Annotated in this window: 21 protein-coding genes; 10 read left to right on the forward strand and 11 right to left on the reverse strand. The window is 44.5% G+C overall.

Translation table 11 applies throughout. From position 1 onward, the window contains the following. Positions 1-18 precede the first annotated feature (18 nt). The 7 genes from NM125_RS06695 to NM125_RS06725 all read left to right on the forward strand — a co-directional run bounded on the left by NM125_RS06695 (position 19) and on the right by NM125_RS06725 (position 6,764). On the forward strand, positions 19-396 hold the full coding sequence (locus tag NM125_RS06695) for a DoxX family protein (protein ID WP_255134050.1): 378 nt from the start codon (positions 19-21) through the stop codon (positions 394-396). 69 nt (positions 397-465) lie between these two features. Next, on the forward strand, positions 466-2,601 hold the full coding sequence (locus NM125_RS06700; RefSeq protein WP_255134052.1) for a hypothetical protein: 2,136 nt from the start codon (positions 466-468) through the stop codon (positions 2,599-2,601). A gap of 105 nt (positions 2,602-2,706) precedes the next feature. Further along, on the forward strand, positions 2,707-3,741 hold the full coding sequence (locus NM125_RS06705; RefSeq protein WP_255134054.1) for a M23 family metallopeptidase: 1,035 nt from the start codon (positions 2,707-2,709) through the stop codon (positions 3,739-3,741). A gap of 45 nt (positions 3,742-3,786) precedes the next feature. After that, the gene (locus NM125_RS06710; protein ID WP_255134055.1) at positions 3,787-4,209 is read left to right on the forward strand and encodes a YciI family protein; all 423 of its coding nucleotides are present in this window, start codon (positions 3,787-3,789) and stop codon (positions 4,207-4,209) included. Positions 4,210-4,242: 33 nt separating this feature from the next. Further along, positions 4,243-4,911, forward strand: coding sequence for a nitroreductase family protein (locus NM125_RS06715; protein WP_255134057.1), 669 nt, complete (start codon positions 4,243-4,245; stop codon positions 4,909-4,911). A gap of 56 nt (positions 4,912-4,967) precedes the next feature. Next, positions 4,968-5,624 carry a TlpA family protein disulfide reductase gene (locus NM125_RS06720; RefSeq protein ID WP_255134059.1) on the forward strand — a complete coding sequence of 219 codons (657 nt, stop codon included), beginning with the start codon at positions 4,968-4,970 and terminating at the stop codon, positions 5,622-5,624. 78 nt (positions 5,625-5,702) lie between these two features. After that, positions 5,703-6,764, forward strand: coding sequence for a VOC family protein (locus NM125_RS06725; RefSeq protein ID WP_255134060.1), 1,062 nt, complete (start codon positions 5,703-5,705; stop codon positions 6,762-6,764). Between the two features lie 27 nt (positions 6,765-6,791). On the opposite strand, the gene NM125_RS06730 is transcribed toward NM125_RS06725, so the two are convergent. Genes NM125_RS06730 through tyrA form a run of 3 tightly spaced genes read right to left on the reverse strand, consistent with a single transcriptional unit; the run spans position 6,792 to position 11,157 of the window. After that, positions 6,792-7,304: a hypothetical protein gene (locus NM125_RS06730; protein WP_255134062.1), complete on the reverse strand. Its 513-nt coding sequence runs from the start codon at positions 7,302-7,304 to the stop codon at positions 6,792-6,794. Between the two features lies 1 nt (position 7,305). Continuing rightward, entirely contained in the window at positions 7,306-9,963 is a 2,658-nt protein-coding gene (locus tag NM125_RS06735) for a zinc-dependent metalloprotease (RefSeq protein ID WP_255134064.1), read from the reverse strand. 60 nt (positions 9,964-10,023) lie between these two features. Then, on the reverse strand, positions 10,024-11,157 hold the full coding sequence (gene tyrA, locus NM125_RS06740) for a bifunctional chorismate mutase/prephenate dehydrogenase (protein WP_255134066.1): 1,134 nt from the start codon (positions 11,155-11,157) through the stop codon (positions 10,024-10,026). 193 nt (positions 11,158-11,350) lie between these two features. Here tyrA and uvrB point away from each other — a divergent pair, with 193 nt between their 5' ends. Further along, positions 11,351-13,402, forward strand: coding sequence for an excinuclease ABC subunit UvrB (gene uvrB, locus NM125_RS06745; RefSeq protein ID WP_284700149.1), 2,052 nt, complete (start codon positions 11,351-11,353; stop codon positions 13,400-13,402). A gap of 6 nt (positions 13,403-13,408) precedes the next feature. Beyond that, positions 13,409-13,963 carry a class I SAM-dependent methyltransferase gene (locus NM125_RS06750; RefSeq protein WP_255134068.1) on the forward strand — a complete coding sequence of 185 codons (555 nt, stop codon included), beginning with the start codon at positions 13,409-13,411 and terminating at the stop codon, positions 13,961-13,963. A gap of 48 nt (positions 13,964-14,011) precedes the next feature. On the opposite strand, the gene NM125_RS06755 is transcribed toward NM125_RS06750, so the two are convergent. From NM125_RS06755 to rpmB, 8 genes are all read right to left on the reverse strand, one after another. After that, a complete protein-coding gene (locus tag NM125_RS06755) occupies positions 14,012-14,461 on the reverse strand; it encodes a MarR family winged helix-turn-helix transcriptional regulator (RefSeq protein ID WP_255134069.1) in 450 nt (149 codons plus the stop codon). Positions 14,462-14,515: 54 nt separating this feature from the next. Next, positions 14,516-15,283, reverse strand: coding sequence for an exodeoxyribonuclease III (locus tag NM125_RS06760; RefSeq protein WP_255134071.1), 768 nt, complete (start codon positions 15,281-15,283; stop codon positions 14,516-14,518). 6 nt (positions 15,284-15,289) lie between these two features. Continuing rightward, positions 15,290-16,504, reverse strand: coding sequence for a tyrosine--tRNA ligase (gene tyrS, locus NM125_RS06765; RefSeq protein ID WP_255134073.1), 1,215 nt, complete (start codon positions 16,502-16,504; stop codon positions 15,290-15,292). Beyond that, the gene (locus tag NM125_RS06770; RefSeq protein WP_255134075.1) at positions 16,505-17,074 is read right to left on the reverse strand and encodes a CvpA family protein; all 570 of its coding nucleotides are present in this window, start codon (positions 17,072-17,074) and stop codon (positions 16,505-16,507) included. A 3-nt stretch (positions 17,075-17,077) separates the two neighbouring features. After that, positions 17,078-17,536 carry a GatB/YqeY domain-containing protein gene (locus NM125_RS06775; RefSeq protein ID WP_255134077.1) on the reverse strand — a complete coding sequence of 153 codons (459 nt, stop codon included), beginning with the start codon at positions 17,534-17,536 and terminating at the stop codon, positions 17,078-17,080. Positions 17,537-17,629: 93 nt separating this feature from the next. Then, positions 17,630-17,800, reverse strand: a complete 171-nt coding sequence (locus NM125_RS06780) for a DUF4295 family protein (protein ID WP_255134079.1) — start codon at positions 17,798-17,800, stop codon at positions 17,630-17,632. A gap of 8 nt (positions 17,801-17,808) precedes the next feature. Continuing rightward, positions 17,809-17,973, reverse strand: coding sequence for a 50S ribosomal protein L33 (gene rpmG / locus NM125_RS06785; RefSeq protein ID WP_103664281.1), 165 nt, complete (start codon positions 17,971-17,973; stop codon positions 17,809-17,811). 4 nt (positions 17,974-17,977) lie between these two features. Next, positions 17,978-18,223 carry a 50S ribosomal protein L28 gene (rpmB, locus tag NM125_RS06790; RefSeq protein ID WP_255134081.1) on the reverse strand — a complete coding sequence of 82 codons (246 nt, stop codon included), beginning with the start codon at positions 18,221-18,223 and terminating at the stop codon, positions 17,978-17,980. 270 nt (positions 18,224-18,493) lie between these two features. Between rpmB and gyrB the strand changes: the two genes are divergently transcribed. Further along, positions 18,494-20,431, forward strand: coding sequence for a DNA topoisomerase (ATP-hydrolyzing) subunit B (gene gyrB / locus NM125_RS06795; protein ID WP_255134083.1), 1,938 nt, complete (start codon positions 18,494-18,496; stop codon positions 20,429-20,431). The last annotated feature ends 44 nt before the right edge of the window (positions 20,432-20,475 follow it).

The raw sequence follows: 20,475 nt of genomic DNA on the forward strand, positions 1-20,475 counted from the left end.
AACTTGAACACATTACCTATGTCCTTTCTTTTCGAGCCTTCTTTCCACCGATACCTTATTGGCGTTTTGTTTATTCTTGCCGGTCTGCTTCACTTCCTGAAACCCGGTATGTATATGAGCATCATGCCTGACTATATTCCTTTTCACAAAGCGATGGTTCTCATCAGCGGGGTGGCTGAAATATTGGGAGGAATTGGAATCATGGTACCTGAATTTCGCACTTTTGCAGCCTGGGGATTAATTGTATTACTCCTCGTCGTTTTTCCGGCTAATATTGACATGGCCTGGAGCGGATATAAAAACCATGGCCTCACCCTTTATACCTGGGCGCTGATTGCCCGGCTGCCTTTACAATTCGTGCTAATATGGTGGGTATATTGGGCAGGGGTAAATTGATTAGTGATTAAGTGACAAAGTTTTTGATAACTTACTTCTTCACCATACCACTACATCACCTAACCGAACTTGCTCAAAAAGGCACTTCCATATCTGATTCCTGTTTTACTTGGGATAGCACTACTGCCTGTCCCGTTGCTCCGTGATTTTCATTTTGAATCAGCAGCCCTTGCCGCTGTTATTGGTTGTTTTTGGGCGAGCCTCAGAGCCGCTAAAGCAGTTTCTGATAAGGATTTTTTCCACTCTTTGAACGTACTGGGCTTTTTATATCTCGGCGGGCTTCCGCTTTTTATCACATCACTTGTTACGGGTTGCCTGACTTTTGACGGGTTTGGGTTCTGGATATTCATTCCACTTCCCTCTGTTTTTCTGGGAACAGCGATTGGGCGCTTATTCCGTTCTTTCAAGTTTCCATTTCCGGGATTATTCACCGTTGGTGTTCTTCTTTTTTGCGGGGTTGGTGTTTGGTTAATTGAATTTTTTAGCTTTCCCCAAGTGTATTTCTATAATCATATATGGGGAATTTGGCCCGGACCTATATATGATGAAGCTGTTCAGCTTTCCGGTTCCTTCCTCTACTTTCGCTGGATTACTTTTCTGTGGATTGTCCTGCTTTGGGTGGTTCCCAACTGGAGCCAGAACCTGCAAACCAAACTCATTACCGGCTTTGCCCTCATCAGCTTACTATTCAGCTACCTTAATCTTGACGAAGCCGGCATTATCAGTCCAAGAGCATCCATTAAAGCGCAGCTGGGAGCCGTCCATCAAACCAAACACTTTGATCTTTATTTTGATGAGAACTTCTATTCACCGGAAGAGATTCGGTATTGGGCAGCAAAGCACGAATTCTACTTCCGTGAAATTAATAACCTGCTCAACATTGAGTGGCCGAATGACCGGAAAATCGAAAGCTTTCTGTATGCTCATGCCTGGCAAAAGAAGAAAATCACCGGCGCCAAGTTTACCAGCTATGTGCCCATTTGGCTGGAGCAGGACCAGCTTCACGTCGCCAAACAACAGCTGGAAGGCGTGTTGAAGCACGAGATGGTACACGTGCTTTCCAAGCAGTTTGGAAACGACCTGTTTAACGGAAGCCGAAGTATTGGATTGATTGAAGGTCTTGCTGAAGGAATTGCCAAAGATGCTTCCACTCAGTCCACTCTTCATCAAATCGTTGCCGGGGAGAAACCCTTCCCTTCATCGGAAGACATGCAATCTGCGCTTTCATTTTCCGGATTCTACAGCAGCGCCGGAGCTATCAGTTATACCACCGCCGGCTCTTTTGTCGCATACCTGCTTTCAAATTATAGTGTGGATACCTTCAAGAAAGGCTATGCTTCCGCTGACCTGGCATCTGCCTATGACACCTCCTTTTCTGCATTGGTAAATAGTTGGCATCAGACGTTAGACAGCACTGCTCTCGATTCTGTTGATCAGCAAGTATCAGAGTTTATTTTTGCACAGCGGTCTTTATTTGAGAAGAATTGCCCGCATTCCATTTCAAAGGAAATGAGGCTTTGGGATGAATACCGGTTTTTATTAGCTGATCGGGACACCTCCTCCGCTTATCAAAAACTGGATGATCTCTACCGCCTTTTCCCTCAAAACGATTTGGTGAAAGATGCCTGGGTTCGGGCTCAGCTGATGCAGGGAAATTATGAGCAGGCTTCAGACGCCATCACCCCAAAAGACACCCTGCTTGCTTTACAGGTACTCAAAGCGGATGCGCTTTTTCTTACCGGGCAAGTCCAAAAAGCTGATTCTGTATTGGATCACATCTCCCCAAAAATTCAACAGTCGGAAGCACGGAACTTCCGGTTTACCCTTCAGCTTCGGGCAGATTCTGTCCAGTGGAAACATCATGTTCAGCGACGTTACCAAAACATATTTCCGGATAGTTCTGCTTTTGTTGAACTGAATCTCCCCAACCGTATGCTAAGCCTGAATAAGGTCCTCATGGAAAACCGGAAATCACTGTCCCTGCTTTACGCCCGGCAATTGCTTGATCATAATCCCGACTCGCATTGGTTTAATATTTATGAAGCCACTGTCGATTGGCTTGCTTTCTGGGGAGCCTTCGATCTCGCCGAGCAATGGATAGATTTGGTTGATGAAGAGAACCTCCGCCTGCGATACAAAGAACGACTTGAGAAACAGCGAAAGTGGCTTCGGTTTTTAAAGGCTGAATCAACAGTTGCAGATTAACCGTTTTATAATCATGTTTGATCATATTCACAGAAATACTTTGGGTTGATGGGTTACAATAGTAAATCGATAATTACTGCTGCTGTTTTTTTTACATGCCTTGCCATGCTGATAACGATCCCTCAATCAGCTGCTTCCCAAGACTGGCGCCTTTCCGCAACCTATAACGTGCAAAGTGTGGGCTTTAACTACGTGCCTAATCGTACCTATTCCGGGGAAATCAATAAAGCCGTAAAGGGAATGCTGGAAGTTGAGCTTGAACGGTATTTATTATACCGGTTGTATGTAGCCGGAAAAGGTGAGCTTTTAGTCCAAAACCAGGAAGATTTTTTGATTGGCGGTCCGGTTAATTTTAACCAGATCAATTTTGGGGCCACAGCCGGTTTGCAATGGCCCAAGCTTGGAGTATATGGCGGAGTAAAAGCCGGTGGCGTGTGGAATTTTAACATCAAAGCAACCGACCCCAATGGAAATCAATTCTGGGTGAAGCCCACCGAAAATGCCGACCGTTTTACTACTTCAATAACCGGAGGTGTAAAATACTATCTGCTGAATTTTGTACGACTGCAGGCCGAGATCACCAAAACCCATAATCTTCCCCAAAACATTGTGCCTGAAAGCAGCTTCACCGAAAGCCCGGCTTTTCGATCCTTCGATTTCAGTCCTGTTACCTTTTCAGTTGGGGTTTCCATCAGTATTCCGTGGAATGAGAGAGAGCGTCCGGAAGGAGATAAAACCAAACTGCCATCCCTCATGCGGGTAACAGCCGTCAATTTTGACAAGCCCATGGACGATACGTTCGTCACTTCTAAATTCGGCCCCCGGTGGCGAAGCACTCATGAAGGCGTGGATCTGGATGCAAACCTGAGAGACAATATCTATGCAGCAGAGCAAGGTGTTGTTGTAAAAGCAGGAAATGGCCGGGGATATGGAAAAATGGTCCGCATAAAACATTCGGGCGGATTTGAAACCGTATATGCTCACATGAGCAAGATTAAGGTTAAGGAAGGTGACCGCGTTAAAAAAGGCCAGGTTGTTGGCAAGGCCGGAAATACGGGAACCTCCAGCGGAGTGCATCTGCATTTTGAAATCATCAAAGACGGCAAGCCAGTTAATCCTCAATCCTATATTCGTTTTTGATTTCAGAGTTTTTACTATCCAGCAATTCACAAAAAAATAGACGCTATGAAGAATGTTGCCCTTATCCTCCTTTTTATATTGCTTTCTCTTCCTCTTTTAGCCCAGGAGCCCGACTCCACGGCTCAACCCGAAACCTTTGTGTATGAGTGGTCGGGAGAAAAAATGACCATGCAGAAATATTTTATCGTTTTTCTGAAATCGGGCCCGGAACGGAGCCAGTCTGAAGAAGAGGCGATGAAACTTCAGCGCGAACATCTGGCTTACCTGGGTGGACTGTATGAAGAAGGCATCATTAACCTGAACGGACCCACAGATGGAACAGGAGATATCCGTGGTTTTTCAGTTTACAATGTAGCTACCATCGAACAGGCCCGGGAGTATGCGGAAAATGACCCGATGGTAAAAGCCGGCCGCTTGGTTGTGGAAGTTCACCCCTGGTGGTTGGCAAAAGGTTCGGGAGTGAAGTAACTTCCGGTATAATCCAAAGAACAAAAGACCATAATGCGTGAAGCCATCTTCGTACCCCTCGAATCTTACAAGGAACTCCCACAGGATGAAATGAAACAAAAGGCCTCGGAGTTCTACGAACTGGTGAAGCGCCGGCGCACTGTTCGTGAATTCAGTTCCAGAGCCGTGCCCAAAGAGGTTATCGAGAACTGTTTATTAGCCGCAGGCACCGCCCCGAATGGAGCGAACAAACAACCCTGGCATTTTGTGGCCGTCAGCGATCCGGAGGTGAAGAAAAAGATTCGGGTTGAGGCAGAAAAAGAGGAGCATGAGTTTTATAACCGCCGGGCCCCGGAAGACTGGCTTGATGACCTTCGCCCGCTTGGAACCGATGAGCACAAACCCTTTCTGGAAGAGGCCCCCTACCTGATCGGTATTTTTGCCCAAAGTTATAACCTGGATAAGGAGGGCGAGAAAGAAAAGCATTATTACGTTAAAGAGTCCGTCGGCATTGCCACCGGAATTTTGATTACCGCTTTACACAATGCGGGTTTAGCCACATTAACTCACACTCCAAGCCCCATGGGTTTTTTGAATGAGATTATGGGTCGGCCTTCACACGAAAAACCATTTCTTTTGTTGGTGGTTGGATATCCCGCTGAGGGAGTTACGGTTCCGGACATCACCAAAAAATCACTCGATGAAATTTCAACCTTCATCTGACCACCTTGTTGTTACTACAAGCTCTTTTAATTCTTAAATCCTTCTGATCTTGTGACATGAATGAAAAAGAGCAAAAACCGAAAAAGACATCCTCCTTTAAAAAAGAACTCCTGCAATGGGGAGCTATATTTCTGATCGGAGCTATTTTATACGGCACCGGGTATCACACAGAAGTAATCGGAAAGCTTCAAAGCGTGATTTTATACACCGGCCTCTTTCAGCCCGATGTTGAAGAGTCTGTTGTACATGGAAATAGTGCTGACTATAACATGCAGCTGCTTACCCTTGATGGCACCCCTGTTTCTTTTTCGGACTTCAAGGGCAAAACCATCTTCCTTAATTTTTGGGCGACCTGGTGTCCGCCTTGCATCGCCGAGATGCCGAACATCCAGCGGTTGCATGATGACATTCAGAGTAATGAGATCGTTTTTGTGATGGCTTCACTGGACCGGGACCCACAGAAAGCCCGGGATTTTATAGAACGGAAGGAGTTTAGCTTTCCGGTGTATTCTGTACGAAGCAAACCCCGCGTTTATGACGCATCCATTGTGCCTACTACCTACGTTATCTCCCCAACCGGTGAAATTGTGCTAAAACATCAGGGCATGGCCAACTATAACACGGATCGCTTTAAGAATTTCTTGAGTGCCGTCTCTTCCCTGCAGCCTGCTGAATGGAATGCGGCTGATACTGATTCTGCCGAAAGTCGCTGATCTTCTTTTTTTGTGACATCGAAATCAAAAAAACGTACCTTGGCGCCCTCTAACCTTCATCCATTTCACACTAATTTTATGGAAAAAGTAATTTCAGGTATTCAGCAAATTGGAATCGGTATTCCGGATGTCCACAAAGCCACGGATTGGTATCGCCGTCATTTTGGTATGGACATCAAAGTGTTTGAAGACTCTGCCACAGCTGAACTGATGACACCATACACCGGCGGCGAAGCTCATGACCGAACGGCCGTGCTGGCTCTGAATATGAAAGGTGGGGGTGGATTTGAAATCTGGCAATACACCAGCCGCACTCCTCAACCCGCTGACTTTGACTTAATGATGGGTGATTTGGGAATCAACGTGGGCAAGATCAAGTCCATTAACGTGCCCGGAACCTATGATGAAATGGAAGCTGCAGGTTTGGACATTCTCACTCCCCTTGAGAAAAACCCCGCAGGTGATTATAACTTTTTTGTGAAGGATTTGTACGGCAACATCTGGCAGGTGGTTAAAGGGCTAGATTTCTTTAAAACCAAAACACCGGCATCTACCGGCGGAGTTGTTGGGGCCATCATCGGCTCCACGGATATCGAAAAAGCCCGTAAGCTTTATTCCGATGTTTTGGGTTATGATGAAGTGGTGTATGATAAAACCGCTGCATTTGATGACTTCAAAGGATTGCCCGGTGGTGAAGACCGGTACCGCCGTGTTTTACTGCGCCATTCCCAGTCCCGTCAGGGTGGCTTCAGCCAAATGTTTGGTCCTACTGAAATAGAACTCATCGAAGTTCAGGAGCGCGAACCTCGTAAACTTTTTAAAGACCGATATTGGGGAGATCTGGGTTTTATCCATCTCTGTTTTGATGTACAGGGAATGGATGCCCTGAAAGAAGAGCTGGAATCCAATGGGTTTCCGTTCACCGTAGATTCTGCCAACAGCTTTGATATGGGCGAAGCCGCCGGGCGTTTTACCTATGTGGAAGATCCCGATGGCACCCTCATAGAGTTTGTGGAAACGCACAAGGTCCCAATCATCAAAAAGATTGGTTGGTACATTGATATGACCAAGCGAGATCCCAAAAAGAATCTTCCCAACTGGATGATCTCAGCCCTTCGGTTTAGCCGAATGAAGGATTAATCAAACACCTTTTTAAATAATTGCCAACTATTGTTGGCGAGTGCTCTCCCCTGGATTCAGGGGTTTTCCGCCTTCCAGTACATCCATTTCACCGGGAAGAATTTCTTGTATATAAGATGCATTTCGCTCGGTATCGTACTGAACCCTGTACTTCTTATTTTCTTGATACAAATCAAGCATACCGGTTAGCCGGCCATCTCGTAACAATAGTGTGGCAAGGCCTTTTTCTTTGTTCCCAATATTTGCTGAAATGGAAGTAATTCCGGGTATGGTTTCCTGAACACGCCGCACATCTAATGTTAAGGCCATTTGCCCCTCTTTTGTTTTGACCTCAAAAGTGTCTCCCTTTTTCAATACGCTTAGAGCCTCTATATCCGCTTCTAAATAATATTTTTCAGCTGATACAGTATCTGACGGTTCGCTCTGATTTGGTTTCACCTCTTTCATTACACTTGCTTCTTTTTCCTGCTCCTTGTTTGAACAGGAGAACAGAGAAAGCACGGACACCAATGCGACGAATATGGGGATTGTATTCTTCATACTACTTTAATAACACCATTTTGCGGGTTAGCAGTTGTGATCCTGTCTGTAGGCGATATATATAAACACCGCTCGATAATCTATCCGCATTGAATATGACTTCGTGTTCGCCCCGGTTCTTTTTTTGGTTTAGCAATGTTGCCACTTTTTGACCTTGCATATTATAAACCGTCAACTTCACATTCCCTGGCTCCGATACATTAAACCGGATTGCAGTAGATGGATTAAAAGGATTGGGATAATTCTGATGCAGGTTAACCTGCTCTGGTATTTCCCCAGGCTCGTTAGATACCATTTCATTCACCGTCAAGGTAACCGGTATTTCAAACTCTGGGTTTTCTGGGTCATTGGTCGTTACTTTCAGGAGAGTTTCGTAAGTGCCGGAATCAATTCCTTCTGTGTTGAATGTTAGCTCAAGCTGACTCGCTCTTCCCTCCAGTGACACGCCACTCATTGATGGAACGGAGAGCCATTCATAGGGTGCTCCGCTCTGCTTTATTTCAATATTGTCAATATCCATATACGTCCCTGAAACTTGATTTCGATGCAGCACTTGTATTAAGCCGGGTGTGAAACCTTCAAGAAAACTGTTCTGAGAAATCAGGTTGCCATTGTAATAGTAGTCGATAGTTTCGTTGGAGTTGTTATACACGATTCTCAGCTCTCCATATACATTTGGTGAAACACTGGCGCCGGTACCAAAAAAGGATACTTGTCCGGATTCATTCTCATCTGCTGCAAACATAGTTTGATTGGCTATAATCACCCCACTCGAAAAGCCCCCGGTTTTCCCATCAAAAATGTAAAAATCATAGGTCTCGCTTGTGTTTGAAACCAAGAATCTGATAGAAATTTCATATTCCCCAAAAAGCTGATACCCAAAAAATGGAGAGGCTATAAATTGAGTATTACCACTTCCGTCATATTCCAGTCTCAAATGTTGGGTTCCGGTATTAGGGTTCTCACCTGATATCTTAAACTCGGAATCGGAAAGAGCCCTCCACCCGGCACGCCCCTTATAGCTGCCGGAAGAAAAACCCTCATTACTTTCAAAAGAAGTATTGTAAATAACTTCTTCAGCAAGAGCAGTTTTCAGAGGATTCATAAAACCCGAATAATTCGCAGGGTTTTGCAACGGACTCTCAAGAAAAACGGGCTTTATTTCCTCTCCTTCCCGTTGGGTCTGTTTCTCAACGGTTTGAGAAGTAAAATCAAAATCTGCGCTCCACATCAAGGCACTGTTTCCTGAATTGGAAATATCTATTGTGGCAGTGAATTCGTCTTCCCGGTTCATTTCTACTTCTATTTCGTTTGCAGAAACCGCAGCTACGGGGGCATCAACCACCGATAGCCGGTAAGAGGCTACGCTCCATTTGATCTCTTTCATGCTTCTCGCATTGTCTTCCGGTGTTTGAACATTATTCGTTCCCGTTGGCACACCCTGCCATGTTAAATCCGGGCTGGAAAAAATCGGCGCCTCGCTCAGTCCGTCTGCATAGGCCATAACAGTATGAAAGTCACTGCTTTGGTTCTGATATCCCACTGAATAGTGATATAAACCTCCGGCATCTGTCGCTGAAGAGCTGTTTTGCGTTCGCGAATGCGCATTTCCCATGTTGTGCCCTATTTCATGAATGAGTGTATAGCCGTTTGCAATTTGTTGTACACGGTTCAGGTTAAATGCATAGGCTTCCTCTCCGCCGGAACTACCCAGTCGCCAACCCAATCCACCGGTATCATCTATTTTAGCGATAAGTGATACTACGTCTGCACCGTATTGATTCCGCAAGTCGTGGACATCTTCCATGTAACCGTCATACTCTGCCTCAAACTGTGGGTTATCCGGGTTTTGAGATAATCTCCGAAGCCGGTCTTCAGACTCTACTCCATCATTTTCTTCGTCATAGTTGGTTTTGTAGGTATGAACCAGTCGCAAATTGATTCCTGCCTTACTGTTATCGAGGGCTGTTTGGGAGAGAGTCATTGCCTGAGCCATAGTAGCATTTATATCTCCACTCGAAGAAGTGGCCGCCCAGGTTTCAGCAGCGTTTGTATAAACAAGCATTACATCAATAGTGACACTGTCATCTGCCGAGCCATATAAAAGAGTGGGTTCGCTACCTTTTCGTGCTTTTGTATAGTTTGCTTTGTCGGAACCAAATTTTCGTGGTGGGGTTATTAGTGACCTTTTACTCTCATGTACTCCACAGGCCAATAACTCACCGGCAGACTTCTTTTTCTTTGACATGTAATTTTGCGCTGAATCCTCATCGTAACGCAAGCTCAAGGCCGAGTCATGCGACTTGTGGTATATTCCGTTTAAGCGTCCCTGATGATATGTAAAAGATAAAACCCGTTCTGTTTCCCCTTTCTCTGCCGCTATTATTGAAATATAGCCCGGCAGGTATTCCATTCTCCGGGTTACCGTAAATTCACGGCTGCCTTCCCCCGTTTCAAAAAAGAAGTCAGCTCCTTTTTTGAATTCCGGATTACTGAAAACTTCATTGTTCAGTGAATAGAACGTTCTGTTTGGGTTTTCAGGATTTACTTTAGCAAAAGAAGGGAGTACTTCATTAAGTAAAAACTTCTTTTGAGCTGTTGCACTTGTTGAGGCAAGGCAAATTCCAACAAGCGATAACACAATGATTTTAATTTTCATAGAGGGTTTTTAGCTGGATCTTTGAACTAATATCACAAATCTATCTGAATAAAACCGATTTTAAGCAAAACGGTCTGCCAGGCGATTTATTAAATATCCGCTTTCGTTAAGTGCTTGGGTCGCAAACTTTCCAAAGAAATCGGTTACCCCTTCGAACTCTTTGATGAATCCTTCCCGGTCATTTTTTTCTACCATTTGCACCAGTTTTTTGTGATGATCAAAGAACTTTAGCAATAAGTCCCGGCGCTCTTTATTCGCAAATACAATATCGGCATACAGCTCGGCATCCTGTGCAAAAATCCGCCCGGTCATCATCAATTCTGCCCGATAAATGGGGGAGGAGTAATCGAGCATGTCAGTCGGTTTTAAATCATACTCTTCCATAAACGAGCCGTGCAGCAGCGCCACAAAGTGACGAAGCCCCTGAACCAGGTGCATCACATGATCGTGTTTTTCGGGATCTGCATGTATAACCCGCATTCCCCAAAGCTCACATTGGTCCTGGAACCACTTTGCCTGCTCTCCATCGCGGGCATCGCAAAAAACCATCAGCTGCTTGGATAAGTTCTGAACATCCGGGCCGTGCATAGGGTGCAATCCAACAACCGGTCCCTCATGCGCCTGTAGCATAGCCTGAATAGGGTTTGATTTGTTACTGGTGAAGTCGGCAAGAATGGTGTCTTTCTTCAGACGTCCACCCAGCCTCTCAATCACACTTTCCGTTACGTTGATTGGAACGGTAACAATAACCATATCCAGCTTTGGCGACATTTCTTCCAGCTCATGCCAGTTCTTTTTGTCTATAGAATAGGTTATGTGCCCGGTTTGATCGGCCATGCGCTTATACAGCTTACCCATTCCGCCTTCACCGCCTATAAATAGAATATGCTTGGGCTCTTCGGTAGCAATAGGAAAGGTTTCCTGCGATTGCGTTGCCCGCGAGGCCGTCATAATCATCCTCAGAAAATCCTCAGCCCATTCCGGGTCAATCCCTTTGTTTTGGGCAAGCTCTTTGAAAGCTTTCGACTTTTCCTCTTCCCTGGCCGGCACAAAAACAGGTAGCTGGTTTTCTACTTTTCGTTTGATGACATCCCGAACAATTTCACCCCGCTCCGAGAGTAAGTCCAGAATTTGTTCGTCAATTTCATCAATTCGCTTTCGGGGCGATTCTAAATCTTTATGTCGATGGGACATTTGCGTCGTTTTGTTGGCCACGAAAGCTCTAAAACACAAAAATTGTTTTTGATTTGCAGATTTTGCTTTATCGGGCTCGTTTACCCAATGGAATTTTAAAACCCGATTCGTGCTTTAGTGATTTGGTGGCATTAATTTTTCACAGTTCTTGTTTCCTAAGTTACGTTACAGTTTGTACCTTTAAAAGCTAATTATGGCTCAATTTAAACTTCACTCACCTTACAAACCCGCAGGCGACCAGCCCACTGCCATTGCCGAACTTACGGAAGGCATCAATGCGGGCGACAAATTCCAGACCTTACTTGGGATTACCGGCTCCGGAAAAACACGAACCGTTGCCAATGTTATTGAAAATGTGGAGAAACCAACCCTGGTGATGAGCCACAACAAAACGTTGGCTGCACAGCTTTACCGGGAGCTCAGTGACTTCTTTCCCGAGAACCGTGTTGAGTTTTTTATATCCTATTACGATTACTACCAGCCGGAAGCCTATATCTCTACGCAGGATAAATACATCGAAAAAGATTTGTCCATCAATGAGGAGATTCAGCGACTGAGGCTGCGGGCAACCAGTTCCTTGCTTTCAGGGCGGCGGGATGTGATCATTGTTTCCTCGGTAAGTTGTATTTTTGGTATCGGCTCTCCTTCAGAATATGAAAAGCTGATTCTTACTCTGAAAAAAGGGCAGGAAATTCCCCGAAATACCATTCTATATGATTTAGTAGATCTGCATTATAACCGAAATGACCTGGATTTTAAACGCGGTACTTTTCGGGTGCGGGGTGATGTCATTGATGTGTACCCGGCTTATTCGGATGAAGGATTGCGCATCACTCAATGGGGAGATGAAATTGAATCCCTCCAGCTTTTTGATGTAAATGACGGTACGGTCCATGATTCGGTTGATGAATTTCGGGTTTACCCGGCTTCCCATTATGTAACGTCCAAGTCCCGTCTTGAGCAGTCTATAGAACAAATCAGGGAAGAACTTGAATGGCGCCGGCAGGTCTTAATTGATGAAGAAAAATTTCTGGAAGCCAAGCGCATTGAACAGCGCACCCTGTTTGATATTGAAATGATTCAGGAGATTGGCTATTGCTCAGGTATCGAGAACTATTCCCGCTATTTGAGTGCCCGAAAACCCGGCGAGCGCCCATACTGCCTGCTCGATTATTTCCCCGATGATTTTCTTGTGGTGGTGGATGAAAGCCACCAGACCATCCCTCAAATTTCCGCTATGTATGGGGGTGACCGATCCCGTAAAGTAGAGCTGGTTGAACATGGATTTCGCCTTCCCTCTGCGCTTGATAACCGGCCTCTTACTTTTGACGAGTGGGAAGGACTGATCAATCAGGCTATTTTTGTAAGTGCTACCCCCAGCGATTATGAACTGGAGAAATCCGGAGGGGTTTACACCGAACAAATCATTCGTCCAACCGGACTTATGGAACCTGAAATCGAAATTAGGCCTCTGGGTAATCAGGTGGATGATCTGCTGGCTGAAATTCAGGAGAAGGTTGAGAAAAAAGAGCGTGTACTTGTAATCACGCTTACTAAACGATTAAGTGAAGAGCTCAGTGAGTATCTGAAAAACCTGGGCATCAGTGCGGCTTATATGCACAGTGAGTTAAATGCTCTTGAAAGAATCGAAGTTTTATATAAATTCCGCCGCGGAGATTTTGATGTTCTTGTGGGCATTAACCTGCTTCGGGAGGGAATTGATATTCCTGAACTGAGTCTGGTGGCTATTATGGATGCAGATAAAGAAGGATTCCTGAGATCGGAAACTTCGTTGTTCCAGATAGTTGGCCGCGCAGCACGTAATGTCGGTGGGAAAGCTATTCTGTATGCAGATAAAATCACAAACAGCATTCAGAAAGTAGTGGATGAAACCAGGCGGCGGCGCAAACTGCAGGAAGAGTACAATGAGAAGCATGGAATTACCCCCGAAACCATTAAGAAGGAACTGAAACCATTGGTTGATCCGGCGTTGATTTCAAATCAAAGCTTTGACTTTGCCGGCAAAGACGAGGAAGCGGATGAAGACGCTCTCGAGGTGGTGAAGGTTGCTGAGGATGGCATTCAGTATAAAGCCAGCCCGGCAATGAAGGAAGTAACCTTCGAAAGTAAGGACAAGCTTATTGAACATCTTCGCGAAACCATGGTTCACGCAGCCAAGAACATGGAGTTCGAGGAAGCGGCTCGTATTCGGGATCAAATTGCACAATTAGAACAAGAATTATAGTTACCAATGAAGAACACGCTTACGTTTTTGAAATCATTTGCAACGGATAAAGACGTTGCTTCTATAACTCCTTCTTCCAAATACTGTGTGCGAAAACTATGTGAGCATATCGACTTCACCACTACAAAAACTATTGTAGAATATGGTGGCGGAACCGGTGTTTTCACCAAGCATTTCCTCAAACAAATGAGCCCCGATGCCCGCCTTTTTGTATTCGAAACCAACGATAACTTCTACAAGAAGCTGAGTGAAATTCAGGATGAACGCATCACCGTTTTTCACGAAAGCGTGGAAGAGATCATGAACCTGCTTCCTGAACAAGTAGTTGGTGCTGTTGACCATGTGGTTTCCGGGATTCCCTTTTCCTTTTTTGATTGGGAGATGAAAATCGACATACTTGGGAAAACTCAACAAATTTTGAGAAATGAAGGCTCTTTTCTGGCTTACCAAACTTCGGGTCACCTGAAAAAACCCCTTACCGAAGTCTTTGATAACTATACCACCGATTTCTGCTGGAAGAACATCCCGCCTTATTTCATTTATGAGTCGGTGAAGGACTAATCTGTTGGGTTACAGATCACCGTAAAGAATTGTTATTAAAAAAAGTCCCTATTCCGGTTTTTGGCCCAGCTTTTTACAGATGCCGGCCAGCTGTTCTTTTTCTTTAATGCTGAGACAGCTAAACTCTTCTTTGATTTTATCCAGATGCTGGGGAAAGAATTCTTCAATAAAAGAACGCCCCTTTTTGGTTAAGCTGATGATCACTGCCCGGCGATCATTAGGGTCTGTTTTCTTTTCAACCAGGCCATTCTTTTGGAGGTTGTCTATTACCAGCGTAATGTTGCCCCCGCTTTTTAACAGCTTTTGGCCAAGTTCTCTTTGGTTCAACGGGCCGAGGTGTAGCAGGGCTTCGAGGGTTCCGAACTGACTGACGGTTAGATTGGCATCTGATAAGTGGCGGGAAAGTCGGCCGTTCAAGCTTTCTGAGGCTCGCATCAATTTGATAAACGCGTTAAGCGTCGACTTTTCTTCGTCCGTACCGTCGTAATGTGTTCCCATAATGTCTCACCTGTTTCGTGAAGTCAAAACTTTATGCCGGGTGGCATCGTTCGCTCATACATCATATACAACACTGACGGGAGCATGATCCGAAATATCCCACTTTTTTTCTATTTCAGCCACCTTTGCTTTTTCTGCTAATTCATTGGTCGCCAGATGATAATCAATTCTCCAGCCTTTATTTCTTTCCTTGGAAGCAGCGCGATAACTCCACCAGCTATATAGATCTTTTTTCCCGGGATGAAGCTCTCTGAATACATCATTGTAACCGACCTCGAGAAAATCCGTTACCCATGCCCGTTCTTCCGGTAAAAACCCGGACGTTTTATGTTGTTTATCCGGGTTATGAATATCTATTTCGGTGTGGCAAATATTGAAATCCCCACAAAAAACGGAGGGCTTTTCATCTTCAATAAACTTCTTTCCGAAACGGATAAAGTTGTCCAGAAAATCCATTTTCATATCCTGCCGAATATCGCCCGTGGTTCCACTGGGGGCATAAATGCTGAATACTCTGAAGCCATCATACTCCGCCATAATCACACGGCCTTCACTGTCAATCCAGTCAACCCCTATTCCTTCTTCAATTTTCTTCGGCTTTTCCTTGGAATAAATAGCTACACCCGAATACCCCTTTTTCTCAGCTACATGATAATATTCGTGATATCCCAGCTCTTTTACTTCTTCGGGAACCTGATTCTCCAACGCACGAAGTTCCTGTATACAGATGATATCCGGGTCGCTTTCTCCTACCCAGTCAACAAAACCTTTTCGGTGAGCGGCTCTTATTCCGTTTACATTGTATGAACTGATTTTTGTCAAACCGATTTATTTCGCCTTTAAGATTCCGAAATTTCTTTTTCCAACCTTCAGGGCAAACTCATCCCCTTCTGAGAACGTGATGGAATGGTTTTTGTCGGTGACTTTCTTGTCATCGATGCTGATACCACCCTGTTTAATCATGCGCTTGGTTTCGCCATTACTTGGGGAGAATCCTGTTTCTGCAACAATGTCCAGAAGACGGATTTCCTTCCCGGTTTCAAAGAAAAATTCGGGAGCATCGTCCGGAACTTCCTTGTTAATCACCGTTTGCTCAAAATGTGTTTTTGCGCCTTTTGCCGCGTCCTCTCCGTGGTACATGCGTACGATGGTGAACGCCAGGTCGTGCTTCGCATTCCGCGGATCCTTCTCAATTTTCTCTTTAATAGAGGGAAGTTGTGAGGTTTCCACATCGGTAACCAACTCATAGTAGGTGTAAATCAGATTGTCCGGAATAGACAGCGCTTTACCGTACATATCATTCGGCTCTTCATTTATGCCGATGTAGTTATCGTAGGATTTGGACATTTTTGCTGAACCGTCGGTACCCACAAGCAAAGGCATCATCAGACAAACTTGCGGTTCCTGTCCATCTTCTTTCTGAAGCTGACGGCCAACGAGAAGATTAAATTTCTGATCTGTTCCGCCTAACTCAACATCAGATTTCAGGTGCACCGAATCCTGCCCCTGAGCCAATGGATACAGGAATTCATGCAATGAAATCGGCTCATTCTTTTCAAACCGTTTTGAGAAATCATCCCGCTCAATCATGCGTGCAACCGTCAGTTTTGACGATAGCTTGATGACATCCATAAAATCCATCTCACCCAGCCAGTCGTAATTGTTGGTAAGGGTGAGTTTGCTTTCATCTAATATGCTGTTTGCCTGCTCAATATAGGTTTGGGCATTTTCTTTAACCTCTTTCATCGTAAGAGGCGGCCGGGTTTTATTCTGCCCGGTTGGGTCGCCGATCATGGCGGTAAAGCCACCAATAATCAGTATAACTTCATGCCCTAAATCCTGGAACTGCCTCATTTTTCTGAGGATAACAGAATGACCTAAGTGTAAGTCGGGCCGGGTTGGATCTACCCCCAGCTTTATTTTCAGGGGCCTGTTTTCTTTTCTGGATTTTTTAAGCTTTTCAATGAGTTCTTCTTCAGGAACAATTTCTACCGTTCCGCGGCGGATGATTTCAAGTTGTTCCTCAACAGGTAAAAATGACATTTAGTTATCTGTATTATCGTTTAAAAATGGGATGTTTTCTAAGGGATTGTGATCGCTGATGTTGGCCTTCAGCGTTTCGGTATAATTTTCGGCACCCGGGTAAACCAGGGCTACACCATTGTAGGTTAAGGGAGCAAGGTAAATTACATAAGGGTATAAATAGGATTCATTTCTGGCTTGTTCGCCCGGCACATTAAAACCGGCTAAAAGCAGCAGTATGGCGCTTACCACAAGTCCGCTTTTCAGAGCTCCAAAGGTAGCTCCCAAAATACGATTTACCATGCTTAGTTTAACTGCTTTCAAAAGTTCTTTTGTACCGTACGCGATTAAAGCAACAATACCGATGGTGCCTATAAACAGGATAGCGCCGGATACAAAAGGCACATACGAAGCCCCTTCTTCAAACAGCGGCGCGATGATACCGGTAAAGGCATCCAGGTAGTTAAAAGTCAGGAAAACCGCGAGTATAATCGCTACAATATTAAGTACTTCTTTTACCAATCCATTTACAGCCCCTTTGTAGCCAAAGTAAAGTATGGGCGTGGCAATAATCAGGTCAAGGATCAGCATTCATTATCCCCCAAGTTCTTCTTTCACTATGCGGCTAACCAATGATCCATCGGCTTTACCTTTTAGTTGACCCATAAGCGGGCCCATCACTTTGCCCATGTCTTGCATGCCGGAAGCTCCAAGGGCTTCTATCTTCTCCTTTACTATGCTGCGGACTTCATCTTCGTCCATCATTTCAGGGAGATAAGCCTCAATAATTTTCAGCTCTTTTTTCTCATTCTCGGCCAGGTCTTCTCTGTCACCGTCTTCAAACTGCTCAATGGATTCTTTCCGTTGCTTGGCAGCTTTCATCAGTACTTCAACAGCCTGCTCATCGGTGAGGTTAGCTTCCCCGTCTTTTCGCTCGCTGATTTCTTTTTCCATCAGTTTGGCTTTTAAAGAGCGTAAAACCCGCAGCTTATCCTGCTGTTTGGCTTTCATCGCATCCTTGATGTCTGAAATAATCTGTTCTTTAATTGTCATAGTAAATTCCTCCGAGGCTGAAAATAACCAAAAAAAAAGGTTACACAATCATAATTGCGTAACCTTATATATTCATTATGAATGTAGTATCTATCAGGCTTTATTTTGCTGAATAAATTCTTTCACATTTTCCTGGTCGATCATCACTTCCTTGTAGGCAAATTTGCCTTTATCGTTCTTGGTAGAAATGATAACCTTTGCCATTTTGCGGTGAGCCGCTTTCGCTTGTAATGCTTCTTGTCCAAATGATTGCTTCTTAGCCATAACTCTGGTTATTTAATTTCTTTGTGAACGGTGTGTTTACGAAGAACCGGGTTGTATTTTTTTAGTTCAAGTCGATCCGTGGTTGTTCTTCGGTTTTTAGTCGTAACATAACGAGATGAACCGGGTTTTTCGGTACACTCTAAAATCACCTGAACTCTGTTTCCTTTTGCCATTTTTCTACACTTCTTTTATAAGAGTTCCTTTTTTCCGCGCTTCTTTCAATACCGCAGAAATTCCTTTCTTGTTAATTGTTCTGACAGTTTTCGCAGAAACTTTAAGGGTTACCCACTTATCCTCTTCCGGAACGTAAAAACGTCGCTTTTGCAAGTTCAATTGAAAGCGATGTTTTGTCTTATTATTTGACTTGGAAGAACGGTACCCGTTCAAAGCTCCTTTACCTGTAATATCGTCTTTTCGCGACATCGTTGTAATCCGTTAATTCGTAATGAAAATAGACACCAAAGATAGAAGTATAATCATCAAAGTTCAACGGTTTTAGCGATGAAAATTCTAATTATTAACATTTTCCCGAATTATCCACATTTACAACTGCTTTTTTTAACGGGGATTTAACCCCAGAAACGACAGCTCTAATATTTTCAACAAAAACCCTTCCTTTTTTTGATTTTGCTTGTGTAAGCTCTATTTTCAGGCGTTAATAAACTCATCTTACAAAGCTATCACTCCATAATTATGGCAAAAAAACAAGGTTCCGACTACAAGGCATCAAACATACAAGTTTTGGAGGGTCTTGAAGCGGTACGAAAACGCCCTGCAATGTATATTGGGGATACAGGTCAGCGCGGCCTTCACCACTTAATTAACGAGGTGGTTGACAACTCCATTGATGAAGCGCTTGCAGGCCATTGCGATCACATTATAGTAACCATTAATGAAGACGGCTCCATGACCATACAAGATAATGGTCGTGGTATCCCGGTAGACACTCACGAGAAACTCGGTATTCCCGCTGTGGAAGTCGTGCTTACCAAACTGCACGCCGGCGGTAAGTTTGACAAGGATTCATATAAGGTATCCGGTGGACTCCACGGGGTTGGTGTAAGTTGTGTGAATGCACTGGCCACCAACTTCCGGGCTGAAATTCACCGCGATGGTGAAATTCATGTAATGGAATTTGAACAGGGTAAAACCACCATTCCTCTCTCCGTAAAAGGAAAAACGAAAGAGACCGGAACAAAGATTTCTTTCACCCCCGATCCGACTATTTTTACTCAGACGGTTGAATTTAAGTTCGACATTATTGCTGAGCGCATGAGAGAGCTCGCTTTCCTGAATCCCGAGGTTACCATCGAATTGGTTGATGAACGGGAAGAAGACGAAGAGCTCAAAAAAGAAGTTTACCACTACGAAGGCGGGGTAAAAGACTTTGTTGATTTCCTTGATGAGCACCGCGAGTCGATGCTTACCACCCCAATTCATATTACCGGAGAAGTTGAGAATGTGCCTGTTGAAATTGCCATTCAATACAATAGCTCTTTCAGCGAAAACGTCCATTCTTATGTAAACAACATTAACACCCGGGAAGGTGGTTCTCACGTATCCGGTTTCCGAAGAGCATTAACCCGTTCTTTGAAGTCTTACGCTGAAAAGAACAACCTTATTAAATCTAACAGCAAGATTTCCATCTCCGGGGAAGATTTCCGGGAAGGAATGACAGCCGTACTGAGTGTAAAAGTTGCTGAACCTCAGTTTGAAGGACAGACCAAAACCAAACTGGGTAACTCCGAAGTTCAAAGTGCCGTTGAGGTTGTAGTTTATGATCAGTTAAACGAGTACCTGGAACAAAACCCTAAAGCAGCTAAGAAAGTAATTGAAAAAGTAGTTTTGGCTGCAGAAGCTCGAGAAGCGGCAAGAAAAGCACGCCAACTTGTTCAGCGCAAAAGCGTTATGAGTGGCGGCGGACTTCCGGGAAAACTGGCTGATTGCTCTATAAAAGATCCCGAGCACAGTGAAATTTACCTCGTTGAGGGTGACTCTGCCGGTGGTTCTGCCAAGATGGGCCGTAACCGAAGTTTTCAGGCTATCCTTCCATTAAGGGGTAAAATCCTGAATGTTGAGAAAGCCAAGATTAACCGGATTTTGGAGAATAAAGAAATTCAGGCCATGATTACGGCACTGGGTACCGGTGTTGGTCATGGGGATGAGGACTTCGAGCTGGACAAGCTCCGATATCATAAAATCATAATTATGACGGATGCCGATGTGGACGGTTCTCACATTCGCACACTTCTGTTAACATTTTTCTACCGCTATATGCGTCCGCTAATCGAAAACGGGTTCATATATATTGCCACCCCTCCTCTATATAGAATCACAACCAGCAAAGATCTGGAATATGCATGGGACGATGAAACCCGTGATAAGTTGGTAAAAGAACTCAAGAAAACCCGTAAGAAGTTTGATGTTTCCCGCTATAAGGGTCTTGGAGAGATGAATCCCGAGCAGCTATGGGAAACCACAATGGATCCGGAAACACGCACTCTACAACAGGTAAATGTTGAAAGTGCTGCCGGCGCCGACAAACTTTTCTCAACCCTGATGGGTGGAGATGTGGAACCTCGTCGTGAGTTCATTGAGCGAAATGCCAAGTACGCCAACATCGATATTTGATCTAACTAATCTGAATACAGACTAACCTTTTTTATTACCTGATT

The sequence above is a fragment of the Gracilimonas sediminicola genome (assembly GCF_024320785.1).
GTDB lineage: Bacteria > Bacteroidota > Rhodothermia > Balneolales > Balneolaceae > Gracilimonas > Gracilimonas sediminicola.